Raw genomic sequence first — 17,846 nt, forward strand, 5'->3', positions numbered from 1 at the left:
ATGTGTATTAAGCAGATTACTGAACCGCCGGGCCTAAATATTCGTTATATTTTTGCTTACGCGGGTTCAGAATGAACAACACCCCCTGCTTGTATCCATCTGCTGCGTTAAAATTACGGCGCAGCGTTTCTTTGAGCATCAAGTAGGTTAAGGTCCATAAAAGAGCTCCATACTGGATAAATCCCGCCTTTTTCAGGGCAAGAAAATAATAGTGGTTAATCGCTGTCGCCTTGGCTACTTTGCCCGCCTTATCGCGCGAGCTTGGAGATTCATGATGGATGATCATTAAGTCGGGATTAATCACCAGTTTGCCGTAACGGCTCGCTAACTGGCACATATATAAGTCGTCAGCCACCGCATAGCTGGTCATCCACGGATACGGCTTCATGTCCCGAAGCGCATCCCTCCGAAATGACATATTGCAGCCATGGAAAAATTCAGTGTCAAAAGTCTCGGTTGCTTCGCTCCAACGTAGCAAAGAACCTGCCAGACTACTGGGCGAGAGCTTGCCAAGGGAAGAAGACATCTGAAAAGTCAAAACGCCAAGCAGCTTTCCTGCCCGGCTTGAATGTAGTCCCTTTGCAATCCCTCCAACACCTACAATCGTGTCATCCTGTTCGTAGGTATCGAGCAAGCGCCGGATATAGAGTTTATCGTCCAGTTCGGCATCATCGTCAAAATACAGCACAATATCATACCGTACGAGAGACAAGGCCTCATAGCGGGATAACCAAACGCCGGGACGACTTTTTTTATAATATTTGAGAACACCTTGAGGCAATCCGGACACCATGTGACGGTACTGTTCAATCTGTTGGTCGGAAATATCGCCGTCATCAACAATCAGCAGTTCTACAGCTGTATGCTCCAATTGTTGCTGTGCAGCAATAGATTGTATACAGCGTGTCAGGTCTTCGATCCGGTTGCGGGTACAAATGATGATGGAGACATCGGACATGCCATTACCTCCTGTGTGTGTATCCAGATGCTTTGGAAGAGATATTCAAAGTTTTTCCAATTGCTGGATTATATATGTTTATTGTATCTTTGACAGCGTTTGAGTGTATATACCTCTTTTGTATACTTTTTCAGTCTCCAAAAGGGTAGACAATCCTCAAAAAGAGCAAAAAAATAGGATCGGCTTCTTATGCCAATCCTAATCTACCCTTGAAAATCCAAAAATAATGTGGCATTCACATACCGACGTGCCATCGACAAAAAATAACTATTTTGCACCGATACCGCTGCCACCAGCAAAGTATTACGCACTGCTTCACACTGGTTAGGGGTCAAATGCTGTAAACGACAAGTATATTGATCTGCGGCTTGTACCAGCAGTTCTTCTGTCGCAGCTTCCTGACGTTTCTGTCCTGTAGCAGAATTTCCGTTGTCTTTTGCATACCCTGCTCCTGCCACATCAAGCAGTTGGTCTCCGTTCGCATCCAGCTCTTCAAATAAAGTTGAATATGCAGCGTACAAATCGACCGGCTGAATCAGATCATCCGTATCATCTTCTGGCTGTTGGAACAGGATATAAAATAGCTGACGGATAGATTCAAAATCAAGACATGATTTTAAATCTTCCACGATGAGCAATATAGCAGCCTGGTTGACTGAGTATTTTTTGCCGATTTTCGGAGCGCCGAGGAACTCCTTGAAATCACGTTTGACCCAATTTTGCATAGAGGCCAGTGAGACATGGCTATACTCCACCAGTTGGCCTAAAGAAACGATCTCCTGCAGCGAAAAGGCTGCGCTGTGCTTGCCCTTGATGATTTTATCCAGCACAGGCGTCACTTCGGTATATAGAAATGTCGGCATGGTACTACCGGAACGGGCAAGATGGCTATGAGTGCGCCTCCAGGCGTCCTGAAGAACAGCCAAAGGCTGCAATTCGCTGCGGCCTTCCATGGCCAGCAACAAATGGGCCATATCACGGCGAGTGAGGGTAAAAGACTCCATCTGCTTTCCTCCCTTTATTACATTTCAAGTTCATTCGAACTCATCATACGCCCTTAAACTAGGCTTGTAAAGTGAAGCAATGAGCCGTGCGGGTTCTATTATGCCTTATTTTTCGTGTAAATTAGAGGTAGGTGACCTGCTACGATTCCATATGAACCTTGTATATTTTCTTTTAAGTTCTTAAAATAAGTTCAAGTGAACTCAAAATAGAGTTCCTTAAAAAATTGAACGAAAAAGGGATGAGTGAAAATTATATGGGTATAGGTGTCAGTCTATTTTTGTTTGCGGTGTTGATTTTATTTAGTGCTTTCTTCGTGGCTACCGAGTTTGCGATTATTAAAATCCGTTCCAGCCGGGTAGATCAGCTGGTGGTGGAGAACCGTAAAAACGCACTGGCGCTACAAAAAGTCGTCAATAATCTGGACGGCTACCTGTCTGCCTGTCAGCTTGGTATTACGATTACAGCGTTAGGACTCGGTTGGCTCGGTGAACCAACTGTAGTTAAACTGCTGGAGCCTCTCTTTCAACAGCTCAACATCAATGGGGAGTTTTCACATATCCTGGCCTTTATTATTTCATTTGTCATTGTAACTTACCTGCACGTGGTGATCGGCGAACTGGCTCCCAAAACATTGGCGATCCGCAAAGCGGAAGCTGTCAGCCTGTTAACCTCTCCAGTCATCGTGTGGTTTAACCGGATTATGTATCCGTTTATTTGGCTCCTTAACGGCTCGGCCAATCGCCTGGTTCGTCTGTTCGGTCTTCAACCGGCTACTGAGCATGAAGAAGCGCACTCTCAGGAAGAAATTCAGATCATTTTGTCCGAAAGCGTGGAAAGTGGTAAGATCAATAACACCGAATATGGCTACGTAAATCGTATCTTCGCTTTTGACGAGACCGTTGCCAAAGAAATTATGGTGCCACGTACAGATATGGTATGCTTGTTTACGAATCGCTCGCTCAAAGAAAACATGCAGACTATTCACGAAGAACAGTATACCCGTTTTCCGGTAGCGACAGACAGTAAGGATCAGATCATTGGTATGATTAATACCAAGCAGCTATTCCTTGAGTATGATCGCAATCCCGAGCTTGTTTTCGATAGCCTGATTCAACCGATCTTGACCGTTCCGGAAGTTATTCCCGTCAACACGCTGTTGAAACGTATGCAGAAGGAGCAGGTTCATATCGCTCTCCTGGTCGATGAATATGGTGGAACCTCTGGTCTGATTACCATTGAGGACATTCTGGAGGAGATTGTTGGCGAAATTCGGGATGAATTTGATAAGGATGAACGGAAGGAAATCGAGAAACTGACGGAGAACAGTTATTTGATGGATGGTAAAGTGATGCTTTCCGATCTGAGTGATCTGACGGGCTTGACATTGGACGATGAAGACGTGGATACTGTCGGAGGGTGGGTGTATAGCCGGGTTCCGGAACCGAGACAGGGCAAGGAATTCATAGAAGATGATGTGAAATTTATCATTCGTGAAATGGGTAAAAATCGTATTCGTCGGGTGGAAATTATTTTACACCACAAATCCCCGATCTCGGAAATGGAGTCGGACACTTCTTCCCAGGAGTGAACCTTTGTGATCTGAGCGACCAGCATACTGCACTTGGCACTTGCGTTCACTCCTATTGAAATGACATATTTTTAGGGCAAACGACTCAGGTTGTTTGCCCTACATGCGTGTAAGGAGGAGCTAGTAAATTGGATATTTTATCATCTATTATTATGGGTATTATTGAAGGGCTGACAGAGTTTTTGCCGGTCTCTTCGACGGGTCACATGATCCTTACGGCTGATCTTCTAGGGTTGAACACTGAGAATGATACGGTCAAAACATTTGAGGTTATCGTACAATTAGGTGCTGTGATGGCGGTCGTTGTATTATACTGGCGCAGATTCCTCAGCCTGTTTGATTTCAGACGCAAAATCTCATCCCAGCCACGTCTAAACCTGTTACATATTATTTTAGCCATGATCCCTGCGGGAGTAATTGGTGTACTGTTCCGTGATGTAATCAAGCAATACTTGTTTGGTCCTGAAACGGTTTTGTACAGTTTGGTCATCGGGGGCTTGCTCATGATCGCGGCTGAAAAATTCCATCCGCCTATTAGATCACATACGTTGGATGAGATCACGTACAAACAAGCATTTACCATCGGTGTGTTCCAAGTCCTAGCTCTGTGGCCAGGCTTCTCTCGTTCAGGCTCAACTATGTCTGGGGGCCTATTCGCACGTGTAAGCCATACGGCAGCCGCAGAATTTACATTCCTCGTATCTGTTCCGGTCATGCTGGGTGCATCGGGGATTGATATGATTAAAAGTATGGATCATCTGTCTATGAGTGATTTCCCGGTGTTCGCAGCCGGCTTTATTACTGCCTTTATCGTCGGGATGCTGGCAATCAAAACGTTCCTCGGTCTGCTCAAGCGCTTGAGCTTGACTACGTTTGCCATCTATCGTTTCGTGTTGGCGGCTGTGTTCTTTTTCATTATTTTGTAATCATTGTTTGGTATCCTATAACCAAAAAGGGATATCCAAGTGGCCTTAAGGTCAGCCTTGGATATCCCTTTTGCTATTTTGCGGGCTTGGGTAGATCGTCCTGATCTACCTACCATGCGTACTGATTACTGTTTGGATTCCAGCGTAGTCAGGTATTCCGAAACTTGAGCTGGCGTTTTGGCGTATTTGCTGTGCAAATGAGCAATTTTCTCGCCATTACGGAACACGAGCAGGCTCGGAATGCCGCGTACTTGATTTTCTTCAGCAATCGGCTGAAACTTCTCGGCATCAAGCGCAAAGAAACGCTTATCCGCGTTCTCCTTCATAATGCCGTCCATAAATTTATCCAGCGTCTTGCAATCTGGACACCAGCTTGTATCAAATTTCACGACGGTTAGACCGTCACCGCTAATTAAATCCTGATATTGTTGCTCAGATTCAATACGTTCCATTCGTTGTTCCCTCCTAGAGTGAATTGATAATATCTTCACATTCACATATGAATGATAAATCAGGCTTATTCCTATATTGTAATGATTCTTTTATATATTGCAACTGGGATGAGTACATGTTCGAGCGTATACTTCACTTATACTATTGTGGCTCGGATCAGCGGTATTGCGCATCATAACGATTGGCTCGGCTGATATGCTGTAGCGTCTCTCGCTCGTGCTCAGTTAGCGGCGCAATGTCGGCAGCGGAAATATTATGCTCCAATTGCCCCAAAGAGCTTGCACCCGGGATCACAGCCGCGACAGCCGGATGAGACAGGCTATAACGGATCGCTGTCTGCTCCATACTACGGTCCGCCCCTGCAAATGCTTTTAATTGCTTACGCACGTCCAGCAGCTCTGCTTCTTCGTAGTCTAGGTATCCCTTCGCTGCCTTTTCTTCCCCCTTGTCGGCCAATACGCCGCTCGCCACGGGTCCACGTGCAATCACACTAATTCCCCGCTCCTGAAGCAAAGACAATACTTCTTCCTCTGCACGCCGATCCAGCAAGCTATACTGATTCATAACACTAACGATATTCGAGCGTTCCACATATTCACGGATGACATGCGGGCGAATGGAGGAAATACCATAGTAACGGATGACACCTTCCTGCTGTAGTTGCTCGAAAGCCTCAATGGTTTCATCGATCGGATCATCAATCGTCCCTCCGTGCAACTGATACAGGTCGATATAGTCCGTTCCCAGGCGGCGCAGACTCTCTTTCACGGCTGACAGGATATACTTCTTGGACGGATCCCATCCCCAGCCCTCCTGCCCCGGTATACGCCGATTGCCGACCTTGGTCGCCAGGATGACATCCTGGCGCCGTCCACGGATGGCTGCCCCCACAATTTCTTCATTGCGTCCATGCTGGTACAAATCGGCCGTATCCAACAGATTTACGCCCCTGTCTAACGCTTCATGGATCAAGTAAACAGCTTGCTGCTCCTCCGTACCGACCGACATACATCCCAAGCCAATCTCACCTACCAGCAAATCCGAAGCTCCCAGGCGGTTTTTTTTCATCGTTGTCTCCCCTCACTTCAATGACGTATAACTTTAAATTTTTAACATTTCTCTATTATACGAAAAATACATACAAAAAAAACAACCCCAAAGACATAGAGACTCCACGCTCTCCAATCCTTTGAAGTTGTTGTATGAAATTCGTATTCCCTTAAAAGCTATCCGAACAGCCATTGAATGGCCTTAGGAAACTGACGCTGAAAACAATCTACACGATGCACCGCATCTTGATCAAGCTCAAGCAGCACATCTTTTGTGTCAAGTCCCTGTGCCAGGAGCACCTCGTGTGCCTGAAGGGTCAGCGGAACCATGTCTTTTTGTACATTCGTCTTCCCTTCCCCTTCACGGGTCCCGACAGAGATATATATCCGGCGTGTCCCGGCCATTACAGTAGCAAATGGTGCAGATTGCATATAATCGATCATACCGGGAAACCAATATGAGCCCGAGATCGAACCAATGCGTCCAAATATATGCGTATACTGGAAGGCCGCATACATGGAAATCAGTCCACCCAACGAAGCACCGATCAGCCCCGTATGCTCTAGCCCAGTTTGCACTGGATATTTTGCCTCGACGTATGGCATTACTTTTGTAACCACAAACGCCAGATACGCATCTCCTTCACCGCCAAAAGCAGGTCTTCCCTCTACTAAAGCAACTGCCTCCCAAGGCGTATAATCGTCCAGCCGATTCACGGGCTGAATGCCCACCAGTATCACACGGGGCAGCTCTCCCGTAGAAAAACCTCTTTCCAGTTCATCCAACCCGCTTAGAAATAAAGAGCTGCCATCCTGCACATACAGCACAGGATACAGCTCATTATGATTCACAGATACGGGAGGTGTATAGATGTGTAGAAGATACCCATCTAATGAAATTTCATCTACATGACCTTTCATCTTACGCAGTCCCCCATGATGTGGATGTATACATTACAGTGCAGCATCTATTTCCTTGATCATTTCAGATACGGATTCCAGACCATTACCTGACAGGTACCAGTAGTTAGGATCAAGGTATACAATATGTCCATTTTTATATGCATTGGTTTTCTTCACCAGTTCATTCTCAATGGTTTGTTTACCTGTAACCTGTTCCTTGCCTTCCTCGACCACCACAGCCCCACGGTCAACGACAAAAATATAATCTGGATTTTTTTGCTGTACATATTCAAAAGAAACCTTTTGTCCATGCGTGGATACTTTAATGTCAGGATCTACAGGAGTTACGCCAAAAGCATCATGAATGATACCGAAGCGAGATTGTGAGCCATATGCACTCAGACTTCCTTCATTTGTTAGTACGATCAAGCCTTTAGCCTTGCTCGCTACAGCCTTATCATGTACAGCCTTAATGGAGCTATCAATCGCAGCCAGTTCCTGTTTGGCAGCATCCTCTTTATCGAAGATTTGACCCAAGGTTTCAACGTTTTTCTTAAAGGAATTGATATAATCCTTGGTATCTACAGCCATCGAAATAGTCGGTGCAATTTTGCTCAACTCTTTATATGCATCAGCTTGTCTGCCGCCGATAATGATCAGTTCAGGAGAGAGATCACTGATTTTCTCATAATCCGGCTCAAACAGCGTACCCGCACTTGCATATTTGGAATCTTTATATTTGCTCAAATACGTAGGAAGATCCTGCTGCGCTACCGCCGCAACGTCTACTCCTAGCTTATCCAACGTATCCAATGAACCAAAATCAAAAACAACAACATTTTTCGGATTAACTTTGACTTGGACTGGATTCTCATCGAGTGCGTGTTTGACCGAGACGGTTTTGGAATCCGTTGTTGCAGTCGATGAGCCATCGCCAGTCGCTTCTTGTGTTGCCGGAGCCGCTTTGCCACAGGCCGATACGATCAGTACCAATGCAAGCACCAGTGTTAAAAACATCAAATTTTTCTTCATTTTACATTCCCCCTAAGTGAAGTACACACAAATTTTATGATCACCGATCTGTTGAATCGGAATATCCATATCGTACAAATCTTTTAATACCTGACTATCTATCATCTCGTCAGCCGTTCCTTGTTTTAGCAATCTGCCATTCTTCATCCCGACAATATGGTCCGAATAGCAGGAAGCAAAGTTAATATCATGAAGCACCACCAGAATCGTTTTGCCCAGATCATCCACTAAATTGCGTAGCGTCTTCATAATTTGAACCGAATGCTTCATATCCAAATTGTTCAGCGGCTCATCCAGCAGGATGTATTCCGTGTCCTGTGCCAGAATCATAGCAATAAAAGCCCGTTGCCGCTGTCCTCCACTGAGCAAATCAATATGCTTGTCCTTCATATCCTCCAATCCCATGTAAGCCATAGACTGCTCCACCATTTTGCGATCCTCGCTGTTCAATCTGCCCTTGGAATACGGAAAACGGCCGAAGCTGACCAACTCCTTCACGGTTAAGCGGATGTTGACATCATTAGTCTGTTTTAAAATGGATATCTTCCGGGCTAGCTCCTCACTTTTCGTCAGGCTCACGGCCTGCCCGTCAATCAGGATTTCTCCCTCATCACTGTCAGTTAGGCGACTAATCATCGACAACAAGGTGCTTTTTCCAGCGCCGTTAGGTCCAATAAAGGAGGTAATGGTGCCTTTAGGTACAGTGACGGATACCTGCTCCACCACATTTTTATTCCCGTAGCGTTTGGTTACGTTTTTGACTTCTACCATGATTTATTTTCCCGCAGCAAAAGGTACAGGAAGTACACCCCCCCGATAAAGTTAATAATGACGCTGACTGTTGTCGACAAGTCGAATACTCTCTCTGCCAGCAGCTGGCATCCTGCCAATGCGATAACACTAACACAGATGGAGGCCGGAATTATATAACGGTGTTGATACGTCTTCATCACCTGATAAGCCACATTGGCCACAATTAATCCGAGAAATGTGATCGGTCCAACAAGTGCCGTGGATATGGAGATGAGAATCGCTACAATAATCAGCAATCTTTTGATGATATAACTGTAAGGAAGCCCTAAATTAATTGCATGCTCCCGTCCGAGCGACAGCACGTCCAGGTACTTAATAAATCTCCACGCATAAGCAAATACGAGCACGAGCACGAATACAGAAAGCCATAACAGTTCGGTGTTTACATTGCTAAAGCTGGCAAAGCTCTTGTCCTGAATTTTCGCAAATTCGTTCGGATCAATTAGCACCTCCATAAAGGTAGACAGGCTGTTGAACAATGTACCAAACACCAGACCGATCAGTAAAAGCACATAAATTCCCCGTCCATCTTTGCGGAAAATTAACTTGTATAGCAATCCCGCGAACAGCACCATCATCCCCACCGACAGCAAAAAGTTTAATTCTTTGCTGGTCGAAATTAGCGGGACGGAACCAAATGCAAAAATTATTGTCGTCTGAATCAGCATATACAGTGAATCCAGCCCGATAATACCCGGGGTCAAAATCTTGTTATTCGTGACCGTTTGGAAAATAACAGTTGCAAAAGCAATGGAGCCACCTGTCAGAATGAAGGCTGCGACCTTTTTCAATCGTCGTGGCAGCGCGTAATGCCAGGTGTGCGGAAGATCTATAAACACAAAAGCAGCAATCAACACAAGTGCGGCAGCGGCTAATATTCCGATTTTTAATTTAGGATTCATAAGCCCTTCTCCTCAGCAGCAAATACAAGAACAACGCGCTCCCGATTACACCAACCGTAAGCCCTACAGAAATCTCATATGGGTAAATGATCACCCGTCCCAAAATATCGCAAAACAGCACAAAAATGGCACCCAAGATCGCTGTATGTGCTAGGCTTTTTTTCAGATTATCCCCCATGTACATACTGACCAGATTGGGTACAACCAGCCCCAAAAAGGGAATCGTCCCGACGGTTAAGATAACAACAGAGGACACCAAAGCCACGATCACCAAACCAACATTGACAGTGCGCTTGTAATGTACGCCCAAATTGGCTGCAAAATCCTCACCCATGCCTGCAATTGTAAAACGGTTCGCATATATGTACGCCAACGCGACCAAAGGAACACTGAGATACAGCATCTCGTAGCGACCACTCATAATGAGAGAAAAATCCCCCTGCATCCACGAAGAAATGCCCTGAATCAGATTGTATTTGTAAGCAAAAAAAGTCGTCACCGAATTTAAAATGCCTCCAAACATCAAACCGACAAGCGGGATAAATACCGGGTCCTTAAAACGGATTTTATCCAGTATCTTCATGAAAATCAGGGTTCCCCCTAGAGCAAATCCAAAAGCCGTCAGCATCTTCGTCCAAAATCCTGCCGCTCCAAACACCATAATAGCCATCAGCACACCTAATCGTGCCGCATCCATCGTGCCTGCGGTGGTCGGCGAAACAAACCGGTTCCGAGTAAGCTGCTGCATGATGAGCCCGCAGATACTCATACTCGCCCCTGCAATAATGATGCTGACCAAACGTGGGAATCTGCTAATCAGGAGTACCTGCGCTTGATCGTTGGATAAGTGGAACAAATCAAGTGGAGTTACATCATGCACACCGATAAACACCGAGGCGAAGGCCAGTACGATAAAAGCCAGTATTAAATAGCGCAATTTCATTTCTAACTAAGGGAGCCTGTCCAATAACCTGTACCAAGCTTCGGCCCTGTCCTCCCCTCCAATAATGATAATCATTATCAAAACAACTAGGATAAATTATATCAGTGATATTGTATCTGTCAAATTTTTTTGCAATGAATAAGCCATGTCAAAAAAGGTGTTAGCAAAACCTGAATAGTCTGAAGAGTGAATGAGCAAATAAGAGCAATATCCTGTAAAATGGGGATGGAAGATTTAGGATTACCCGTTTCTCATTTTTACTGTAAGCAATTCTTGGAATTCGAGATTCATTAACTTGATGAATTAAAAAAATAGGAGGAGAATGATGAATCACATATTAATTGTCGAGGATGATATCGCCTTGAGTAACGGTATTGTTCTTGCCCTCAAAGAACCTAACAACGTATTTGTGCAAACGTATGACATAGCTGCTGCAAAAGAGCAATTGAACGTCACTGCCTTTGACCTGGTGATTCTTGATGTAAACTTGCCGGATGGGAATGGACTTGACCTTTTAACCCATATACGAAAAAAAACAATGATACCCGTCATCGTTCTGACTGCAAATGATATGGAAACAGATATTGTCACTGGTCTTGAGCTGGGTGCTGACGACTACATCACCAAGCCTTTCAGTCTGATGGTACTGAGAGCAAGGGTTGGTGTTCAGCTAAAGAAATCCAGATACTCGCTTGCGGACTCCATTCAGCTAGACAATTTTTCTTTTTCATTCGAGAGAATGGAATTTATTAAGAATGGTACACCTATTGAACTAAGTAAAACGGAGCAAAAATTGTTGCGCATCCTAATCAACAATCGAGGAAATACCGTTTCGCGTGATCATTTGGTAGACAGCATCTGGACAGATGGCGCTGAGTATGTAGGCGAAAATGCGTTGTCAGTCACCATAAAAAGGCTACGTGACAAGCTGGAGGATCATCCTTCCTCTCCTCTGTACATTAAGACTGTGTACGGTATCGGCTACACTTGGGCGGTGAAATGAATGACGATGCTGGATTATGCGTGTTTTGGAATTGCTATTACTGCTCTTTTCATAGCCGGGGTTACCATTCTTCTCTATCGTAAGAACGTACATAAAACAATGAAAACTATGGATCATATGATTGAAGCTGCAATTAGTGGCGAGTTTTCAGAGCGCGTTTTTGACGAATCCGTCTTATCAGCAGTAGAGGCCAAGCTTGCGCAATTTCTTTCCATTTGCTCCGTTTCCTCGAAAAATTTATTGGCAGAAAAAAATAAAATAAACGAGCTTATTTCTGACATCTCGCATCAAACGAAAACACCTATTGCTAACATCCTCCTCTACTCACAACTGCTTAGTGAATATGATTTGCCACCAGAAGGTTCCACTTGTGTAAAAGCTTTATCCACACAAGCCGAAAAGCTTCATTTCCTGATCCATTCCTTAGTAAAAACATCACGGCTTGAAACAGGGATTATCAAATTGTCGTCAAGGCAGGAGTCAGTTCAAAGGCTACTAACTACTGCACTGGAGCAAATTATGCCGAAGGCAAACGCTAAAGGGATTTCGATTGCTATGGAGAGTAAAGAAATTCAGGCTTCTTTTGATTTAAAATGGACGGTTGAGGCAATCTATAATATTTTGGATAACGCCGTCAAATATACAGAAATGAGCGGGAATATATTTATTAGAGTGAGTGCTTATGATTTATTCTGCCGGATTGATATTACTGATAATGGCATTGGGATTGCAGAAGAAGAACACAGCAAGATTTTCAAGCGTTTCTATCGGTCACAAACTGTAATCTCGCAAGAAGGTGTCGGGATTGGACTATTTTTAGCAAGAGAAATTGTTTCAGCTGGGGGCGGATACATCAAACTATGGTCACGCCGCGGCAGTGGTTCCACCTTCTCGATTTTTCTCCCCATAGACAAGTAATTCTTACAACACTGTTAGATTTCAGAAAGATTGTAGAAAGATTCATATGGTAAAGTCTGTATTGCGAAGTATGGTGATACAGACTATTTTTCATGGAGGAGAAATGAATGACTCTGTTAAAAACTCAGGAGTTGAAGAAGTATTATGGTAACGGGGATACTGCTGTTCATGCCCTAGATGGGGTGAACCTGGAGGTGGAAAGCGGAGAATTTGTGGCCATTGTCGGTACGTCCGGGAGCGGCAAATCTACCCTTCTCCATATGCTGGGTGGACTCGATCGTCCGACAAGTGGAAACGTTACGATTGACGGTAAAGATATTTTCACATTAAAAGATGAAGAATTGACTATATTTCGCAGACGGAAAATTGGCTTCGTATTTCAAAATTACAACCTAGTGCCTGTTTTAAATGTCTACGAAAATATTGTGCTTCCTATTGAACTGGATGGTAAAGAACCAGACAAAACCCACATAGATAAAATTGTACATACCTTGGGCCTTGACCATAAGTTGAATAATCTGCCCAACCATCTTTCAGGTGGCCAGCAGCAGCGTGTAGCCATTGCCAGAGCACTGGCAGCCAAACCCGCCATTGTCCTGGCAGATGAACCCACTGGGAACCTGGATAGTAAAACCAGTCTGGATGTGATGGGACTCATCAAAGTATCCAGTCAACAGTTCCAACAAACAATGGTGATGATTACGCACAACGAGGAAATTGCGCAAATGGCAGACCGGATTATTCGGATTGAGGACGGTAAAATGGTCGGTGGTGAAGGCAAATGATTCAGGTTAGAAATAAAAAAACGATCCGTAATCTGGCAGATAAGAGCTTCAAAGTAAACAAAGTCCGTAACCTCTTTGCCATTGTTGCCATTGCGCTCACTTCATTGTTATTTACGACGTTGTACACCTTGGGGCTTGGTACTATGGAAAACTTACAGCGGGCAACTATGCGCCAGGTCGGTGGAGATGGACATGCCGTACTTAAATATATAACGGATGACGAATTTAATCATGTCAAGGATCATCCGTTGATCAAGGAAATAGCTTATAACCGTATATTAAGCGACAGAGTTTTAAACGATAAATTCCTAAAACGCCATACGGAATTCTGGTATTACGATGATGTAGGGCTGAAGCTCGGTTTAATTGAACTTAATGCAGGGAACAAGCCTGCGGCGAAAAACGAAGTGATTGCAGACTCCAAGACGTTACAGCTATTGGGGGTTCCACTGGAGGTTGGAGCACCTTTGAGGCTAAAGCTTGACTTACGAGGTAAAGAAGTACAGCGTGATTTTATCCTCTCCGGCTGGTGGAAAAGTGATCCTGTGGTTAACGTAGGGCAAATATTCGCTTCTAAAGCCTATGTCGATGCTCATGCCAAGGAATTACAAAGCAACTATAAAAAGGATCACTTCTATACAGGAACCATTAGTGCGTATATGATGTTCGATAATAGTTTTGATTTGCGAGGAAAGCTCAATAAAGTGATTACCGAAAGCGGTTATTCACTTGACGAAGATGCACCGAACTATATCGCGAATAATGTAAATTGGGCATACATCTCGGCTAATTTTAGTTTAGATACAGAGACAATCATAGCGTTAACTTCTGCCCTGTTACTGATCATGTTTACTGGTTATTTGATTATATATAATATTTTCCAAATATCAGTGATGCGAGATATCCGTTTTTACGGTCTCTTAAAGACGATCGGTACAAGCCGCAAACAGATACGCCGGATTATTCGTAGACAAGCACTGATTCTATCAGCGCTAGGAATCCCGATCGGATTGATAGCAGGTTTTTTTATTGGTAAATCACTCGTGCCTTTTATCATAAATACGAGTGTATATAACGGTACTGAGGTATCGGTATCCCCCAACCCATGGATTTTTATAGGATCGGCTTTGTTCGCCCTCATTACCGTAATGATCAGCACTTTCAAGCCAGGCAGAGTTGCCTCGTCCGTATCGCCGGTAGAAGCAGTCAGATACACAGGTGGGATAAACAAGAGCAATGGCAGGCTGAAAAAATCAACCGGAGGTGCAAAAATCCACCTCATGGCTCGTTCCAATTTGGGGCGTAATAAAAAACGCACCGTTCTAGTGGTTATTAGTCTTTCTTTAAGCTTGGTCCTTCTGAACACTGCATTCACACTATCTCGGAGCTTTGATATGGATAAATTTTTAGCCAAATTTAATGATACCGATTTTCTCATTGCTCATGCTGAGTATTTCCAGGTTCCCAGCAGTTTTAGTGGGCAAGAAAATGGGACCACCGAAAGTTTTATTAAGGCTGTACAGGCACAACCAGGCTTTGAAGAAGGCGGTCGATTGTACGGTGACCCAACAGCTTTCACGGCCGAGAATACAAAGGGAATCACGGATGATCCCCAGAACACTGACGCTCGCGGCAATTTCCTTGTAGACGTGTATGGGCTAGAGGATTTACCCTTGCATCGGCTGCAATTGATTGATGGCGAGCTTGATTTTAAGAAACTAGCTTCCGGTAAGTATATCCTGGAGGGAGTCGAACTGAACGATAACGACAAGCCTTACATGGAAAGCATGCATCATAAAGTGGGCGAAACCGTTACTTTGCATAGTTATGTGAGAACAGCAGATGAGGCTCCATTGGGTAGAGAGTATATAACGCAAACGTTTACAGTGCTTGGCCATGTGGGCATTAGATCTACCAATTCGAATCGCATTTACACTGGTTATAACCTCTACCTTCCGGCGGAAATATACAAATCACTTGTAAACGAGCCTGCTGTGATGAGCTACGCCTTTAATGTATCCTCAAATCAAGAAACATCTATGCAGAGCTTTTTGAAGCGCTACACTGAAGCAATCGAACCGATGATGAACTACGAATCCAAAATTACATCAAGGGACGCTTTATCAGGTATGCAAACCACTGTTGAGTTGATCGGTGGCACGCTTAGCTTGATTATTGGCCTCATAGGTATCCTGAACTTTGTAAATGCGATTTTAACCAGCATACTGACCCGGCGCAATGAATTTGCTATGTTGCAGAGCATAGGCATGACTAAACGGCAATTGCGGGGAATGCTGATTTATGAAGGACTGTATTATGTTTGCGCCACCAGCCTAACTTCTATTCTATTGGCAGTCTTATTTTCTATTTTGATTGTAAAACCGTTTTGCAGCTTGCTATGGCTTTTAAGCTATCACTTTATACTTTGGCCCCTTCTAGTCTTGTTGCCTTTACTGTTCTTGCTTGGGATACTGATACCAGTAGCAGTCTATTCTATGAATAACAAACAAAGTATTGTGGAGCGACTTCGAGAATCAGAGTAGTTGCACTTAAAAATAAGCAAGCAAAATACCCATGAGCGTCAAAAAGATGACTCCTGATCACATTCAGAGGTCATCTTTTTATGCCTAGAAAGGTCTTTTTCACAGAACATGACGACTCCACTCTTCCCGTAAAAGCCCCATTCGGATCGAATCATAATACTCTCCATTATAATATCTGCATTTGCGAAGTCTGGCTTCGAGGGTCATGCCCAGCTTCTCTCCAACCTTTATCATCCGATGGTTTCCTGACCAGGTTGTAAAACCTACTCTTACTAAAGGCAATGTATTAAACAAATGCGTGATCCACAATCGAAGTACTCTCGTACCATAGCCACCGCTCCAATACCCCGAATCATAGATAGCTATTCCCATTTCAAGCCATTGCGAAGGCTTATGCTCCCAGTAGTAACTCACGGATCCAATGACCTTGCCTTCCACTTCAATGAGCCAAAAGTCATCCTGTCCGATTCGCTTTTCCTTCTCTTTTAAATACTCCTCCAAAGAAAGCGTCTTATGCTCATAATAAGGTGCATCCCATTGCTTCCATTCAGGTGCTTCTTCCTTGTAAATTAGCGTCCAAAGTGCATATAGGTCTTCTTCTGTAGCAGGCCTAATCGTTAAATCCTTATCCGTATACATTTAGTAAACTCCTTTTATAATAAAATTCATTCTATCTACTTTGGGCTATATTGAGCTTTATTGTATCTGCTTTTGCATTATTTCGAATTTCAATTTTTGTCCGTCATGAAACTGTATTGTAGCAAGATCGTAATTCATGTTGACAAACAATCAAAAATAATATATCTTAATATCAAGATAATAAATATAAAGAAAAGTTTACGACGACGGTTTATTTTACTTTGAAAAACCTAATCATATAAAAACCAAGGAGGGCAAATAACATGAAATTGTTAGGATTGCATCACGTTTCGGCGATTACAGCAGCAGCGGCTAAAAATGTTGAATTTTATACTCAGGTATTAGGACTTCGGCTGATCAAGAAAACGGTGAACCAGGACGATGTTAGTGTGTATCACCTCTTTTACGGAGATGAGCGCGGAACCGCGGGTACGGAAGTCACTTTCTTTGAAATTCCACATGCTGGACAAACGCGTACAGGGAATAACAGTATTTCGGCGCTCTCCCTACGGGTACCGAACGACAAGGCTCTGAATTATTGGAAAAACCGCTTCGAGCAGCTGGATGTGAAGCATGGCGAAATTATAGATCAAGCAGGACGCTTGGCGCTTTCGTTCGAGGATTTTGAAGGACAACGCTTCTTCCTCGTTTCAGATGAGCATGATCACGGAATGCGCGGCGGCACGCCTTGGGAGAAGAGCCCTGTCCCTGCGGAATACGGCATCGTTGGACTTGGTCCGGTTCATCTGACCATTCCCAAAGCGGAGAATACCATTCTTATTCTTGAACAGGTTATGGGCTTCCGCAAAAAGGGCTCCTACCCTTCCCCTGTTGCCGGACAACCGGATGTGGTTATCTACGAAACAGGTGAAGGCGGTACAGGAACTGAAGTTCATCTGGAAGAGCGCAACGATCTGCCACAAGAGCGACCAGGACGCGGCAGTGTGCATCACGTCGCTTTCCGTGTTGAAACCGAGGAAGAGCTCAAACAGTGGGTAGAGCGTATTGGGCAGCTGCAAATTTCCAACTCTGGTTTTGTAGATCGCTTTTACTTCCGTTCCTTGTACTTCCGTGAGCCAAATGGCATTCTGTTTGAATTGGCTACCGATGGACCTGGCTTTGACACCGACGAGGAACTGGAGTTTCTGGGCGAATCGCTGGCACTGCCTCCATTCTTGGAGCCGCGCCGTGCATCAATTGAAGCCAATCTCAAACCACTCAACACCAAACATGAATAAAGTTATATTTACTCTAAAATAAACACAAAGCCGGGGCTTCTACATCATGTAGGGTTCCCGGCTTTTTTCGTGCAACTGCTCTGCTTTCATTAAAAAAAGCATCTCATCTACAAGCTTTTAGCTAGACAGGTAAGTGAAATACCCTTTT

The 17,846-nt window shown here is 44.2% G+C and carries 17 protein-coding genes; 7 read left to right on the plus strand and 10 right to left on the minus strand.

Features of this window, described 5'->3' with window-relative positions:
* Positions 1-16: 16 nt before the first annotated feature.
* Both MMB75_RS19175 and MMB75_RS19180 read right to left on the minus strand, forming a co-directional pair.
* Positions 17-958, minus strand: a complete 942-nt coding sequence (locus MMB75_RS19175; RefSeq protein ID WP_017425545.1) for a glycosyltransferase family 2 protein — start codon at positions 956-958, stop codon at positions 17-19.
* Between the two features lie 203 nt (positions 959-1,161).
* Positions 1,162-1,962: a DUF1836 domain-containing protein gene (locus MMB75_RS19180; protein ID WP_025365859.1), complete on the minus strand. Its 801-nt coding sequence runs from the start codon at positions 1,960-1,962 to the stop codon at positions 1,162-1,164.
* Between the two features lie 224 nt (positions 1,963-2,186).
* On the opposite strand from MMB75_RS19180, the gene MMB75_RS19185 reads away from it, so the two are divergent.
* Together MMB75_RS19185 and bacA are read left to right on the plus strand one after the other, a co-directional pair.
* A complete protein-coding gene (locus tag MMB75_RS19185) occupies positions 2,187-3,551 on the plus strand; it encodes a hemolysin family protein (protein ID WP_017425547.1) in 1,365 nt (454 codons plus the stop codon).
* 128 nt (positions 3,552-3,679) lie between these two features.
* Entirely contained in the window at positions 3,680-4,477 is a 798-nt protein-coding gene (gene bacA, locus MMB75_RS19190) for an undecaprenyl-diphosphate phosphatase (protein WP_017425548.1), read from the plus strand.
* A gap of 125 nt (positions 4,478-4,602) precedes the next feature.
* Here the strand turns inward: bacA and MMB75_RS19195 are convergent, their stop codons facing one another.
* From MMB75_RS19195 to MMB75_RS19225, 7 genes are all read right to left on the minus strand, one after another.
* Positions 4,603-4,929: a thioredoxin family protein gene (locus tag MMB75_RS19195; protein WP_017425549.1), complete on the minus strand. Its 327-nt coding sequence runs from the start codon at positions 4,927-4,929 to the stop codon at positions 4,603-4,605.
* A gap of 157 nt (positions 4,930-5,086) precedes the next feature.
* Positions 5,087-5,998 (minus strand): aldo/keto reductase, encoded by a 912-nt coding sequence (locus MMB75_RS19200; RefSeq protein ID WP_025365861.1) that lies wholly within the window; start codon positions 5,996-5,998, stop codon positions 5,087-5,089.
* 158 nt (positions 5,999-6,156) lie between these two features.
* Complete coding sequence (locus MMB75_RS19205; RefSeq protein ID WP_045245010.1) at positions 6,157-6,900, minus strand: alpha/beta hydrolase; 744 nt, start codon at positions 6,898-6,900, stop codon at positions 6,157-6,159.
* Between the two features lie 33 nt (positions 6,901-6,933).
* Positions 6,934-7,914, minus strand: coding sequence for a siderophore ABC transporter substrate-binding protein (locus tag MMB75_RS19210; protein WP_045245009.1), 981 nt, complete (start codon positions 7,912-7,914; stop codon positions 6,934-6,936).
* A 12-nt stretch (positions 7,915-7,926) separates the two neighbouring features.
* Entirely contained in the window at positions 7,927-8,685 is a 759-nt protein-coding gene (locus tag MMB75_RS19215; protein WP_045245008.1) for an iron ABC transporter ATP-binding protein, read from the minus strand.
* On the minus strand, positions 8,679-9,629 hold the full coding sequence (locus tag MMB75_RS19220; RefSeq protein ID WP_017425553.1) for an iron chelate uptake ABC transporter family permease subunit: 951 nt from the start codon (positions 9,627-9,629) through the stop codon (positions 8,679-8,681). The genes MMB75_RS19215 and MMB75_RS19220 overlap by 7 nt, the downstream gene beginning before the upstream one ends.
* The gene (locus MMB75_RS19225; RefSeq protein WP_045245007.1) at positions 9,619-10,572 is read right to left on the minus strand and encodes an ABC transporter permease; all 954 of its coding nucleotides are present in this window, start codon (positions 10,570-10,572) and stop codon (positions 9,619-9,621) included. Before MMB75_RS19225 ends, MMB75_RS19220 begins: the two co-directional genes overlap by 11 nt.
* A gap of 325 nt (positions 10,573-10,897) precedes the next feature.
* Between MMB75_RS19225 and MMB75_RS19230 the strand changes: the two genes are divergently transcribed.
* The 4 genes from MMB75_RS19230 to MMB75_RS19245 all read left to right on the plus strand — a co-directional run bounded on the left by MMB75_RS19230 (position 10,898) and on the right by MMB75_RS19245 (position 15,821).
* Positions 10,898-11,575 (plus strand): response regulator transcription factor, encoded by a 678-nt coding sequence (locus tag MMB75_RS19230; RefSeq protein ID WP_019688645.1) that lies wholly within the window; start codon positions 10,898-10,900, stop codon positions 11,573-11,575.
* The gene (locus tag MMB75_RS19235; RefSeq protein WP_019688646.1) at positions 11,576-12,493 is read left to right on the plus strand and encodes a sensor histidine kinase; all 918 of its coding nucleotides are present in this window, start codon (positions 11,576-11,578) and stop codon (positions 12,491-12,493) included.
* Between the two features lie 107 nt (positions 12,494-12,600).
* Positions 12,601-13,278 (plus strand): ABC transporter ATP-binding protein, encoded by a 678-nt coding sequence (locus MMB75_RS19240; RefSeq protein ID WP_017425557.1) that lies wholly within the window; start codon positions 12,601-12,603, stop codon positions 13,276-13,278.
* A complete protein-coding gene (locus tag MMB75_RS19245; protein ID WP_045245006.1) occupies positions 13,275-15,821 on the plus strand; it encodes an ABC transporter permease in 2,547 nt (848 codons plus the stop codon). Before MMB75_RS19240 ends, MMB75_RS19245 begins: the two co-directional genes overlap by 4 nt.
* 99 nt (positions 15,822-15,920) lie before the next feature.
* Here the strand turns inward: MMB75_RS19245 and MMB75_RS19250 are convergent, their stop codons facing one another.
* The gene (locus MMB75_RS19250) at positions 15,921-16,460 is read right to left on the minus strand and encodes a GNAT family N-acetyltransferase (protein WP_045245005.1); all 540 of its coding nucleotides are present in this window, start codon (positions 16,458-16,460) and stop codon (positions 15,921-15,923) included.
* A 263-nt stretch (positions 16,461-16,723) separates the two neighbouring features.
* Between MMB75_RS19250 and MMB75_RS19255 the strand changes: the two genes are divergently transcribed.
* The gene (locus tag MMB75_RS19255) at positions 16,724-17,698 is read left to right on the plus strand and encodes a ring-cleaving dioxygenase (RefSeq protein WP_013373156.1); all 975 of its coding nucleotides are present in this window, start codon (positions 16,724-16,726) and stop codon (positions 17,696-17,698) included.
* Positions 17,699-17,846 lie beyond the last annotated feature (148 nt).

Origin of the sequence: Paenibacillus sp. P2(2022), assembly GCF_029522175.1 — a bacterium.
Taxonomy (GTDB): domain Bacteria; phylum Bacillota; class Bacilli; order Paenibacillales; family Paenibacillaceae; genus Paenibacillus; species Paenibacillus polymyxa.

What these genes read in the sequence shown, in the direction of transcription:
- MMB75_RS19175 (WP_017425545.1), bottom strand. Translation starts at nt 958, where the DNA reads ATGTCCGATGTCTCCATCATCATTTGTACCCGCAACCGGATCGAAGAC.
- MMB75_RS19180 (WP_025365859.1), bottom strand. Translation starts at nt 1,962, where the DNA reads ATGGAGTCTTTTACCCTCACTCGCCGTGATATGGCCCATTTGTTGCTG.
- MMB75_RS19195 (WP_017425549.1), bottom strand. Translation starts at nt 4,929, where the DNA reads ATGGAACGTATTGAATCTGAGCAACAATATCAGGATTTAATTAGCGGT.
- MMB75_RS19200 (WP_025365861.1), bottom strand. Translation starts at nt 5,998, where the DNA reads ATGAAAAAAAACCGCCTGGGAGCTTCGGATTTGCTGGTAGGTGAGATT.
- MMB75_RS19205 (WP_045245010.1), bottom strand. Translation starts at nt 6,900, where the DNA reads ATGAAAGGTCATGTAGATGAAATTTCATTAGATGGGTATCTTCTACAC.
- MMB75_RS19210 (WP_045245009.1), bottom strand. Translation starts at nt 7,914, where the DNA reads ATGAAGAAAAATTTGATGTTTTTAACACTGGTGCTTGCATTGGTACTG.
- MMB75_RS19215 (WP_045245008.1), bottom strand. Translation starts at nt 8,685, where the DNA reads ATGGTAGAAGTCAAAAACGTAACCAAACGCTACGGGAATAAAAATGTG.
- MMB75_RS19220 (WP_017425553.1), bottom strand. Translation starts at nt 9,629, where the DNA reads ATGAATCCTAAATTAAAAATCGGAATATTAGCCGCTGCCGCACTTGTG.
- MMB75_RS19225 (WP_045245007.1), bottom strand. Translation starts at nt 10,572, where the DNA reads ATGAAATTGCGCTATTTAATACTGGCTTTTATCGTACTGGCCTTCGCC.
- MMB75_RS19230 (WP_019688645.1), top strand. Translation starts at nt 10,898, where the DNA reads ATGAATCACATATTAATTGTCGAGGATGATATCGCCTTGAGTAACGGT.
- MMB75_RS19235 (WP_019688646.1), top strand. Translation starts at nt 11,576, where the DNA reads ATGACGATGCTGGATTATGCGTGTTTTGGAATTGCTATTACTGCTCTT.
- MMB75_RS19240 (WP_017425557.1), top strand. Translation starts at nt 12,601, where the DNA reads ATGACTCTGTTAAAAACTCAGGAGTTGAAGAAGTATTATGGTAACGGG.
- MMB75_RS19245 (WP_045245006.1), top strand. Translation starts at nt 13,275, where the DNA reads ATGATTCAGGTTAGAAATAAAAAAACGATCCGTAATCTGGCAGATAAG.
- MMB75_RS19250 (WP_045245005.1), bottom strand. Translation starts at nt 16,460, where the DNA reads ATGTATACGGATAAGGATTTAACGATTAGGCCTGCTACAGAAGAAGAC.
- MMB75_RS19255 (WP_013373156.1), top strand. Translation starts at nt 16,724, where the DNA reads ATGAAATTGTTAGGATTGCATCACGTTTCGGCGATTACAGCAGCAGCG.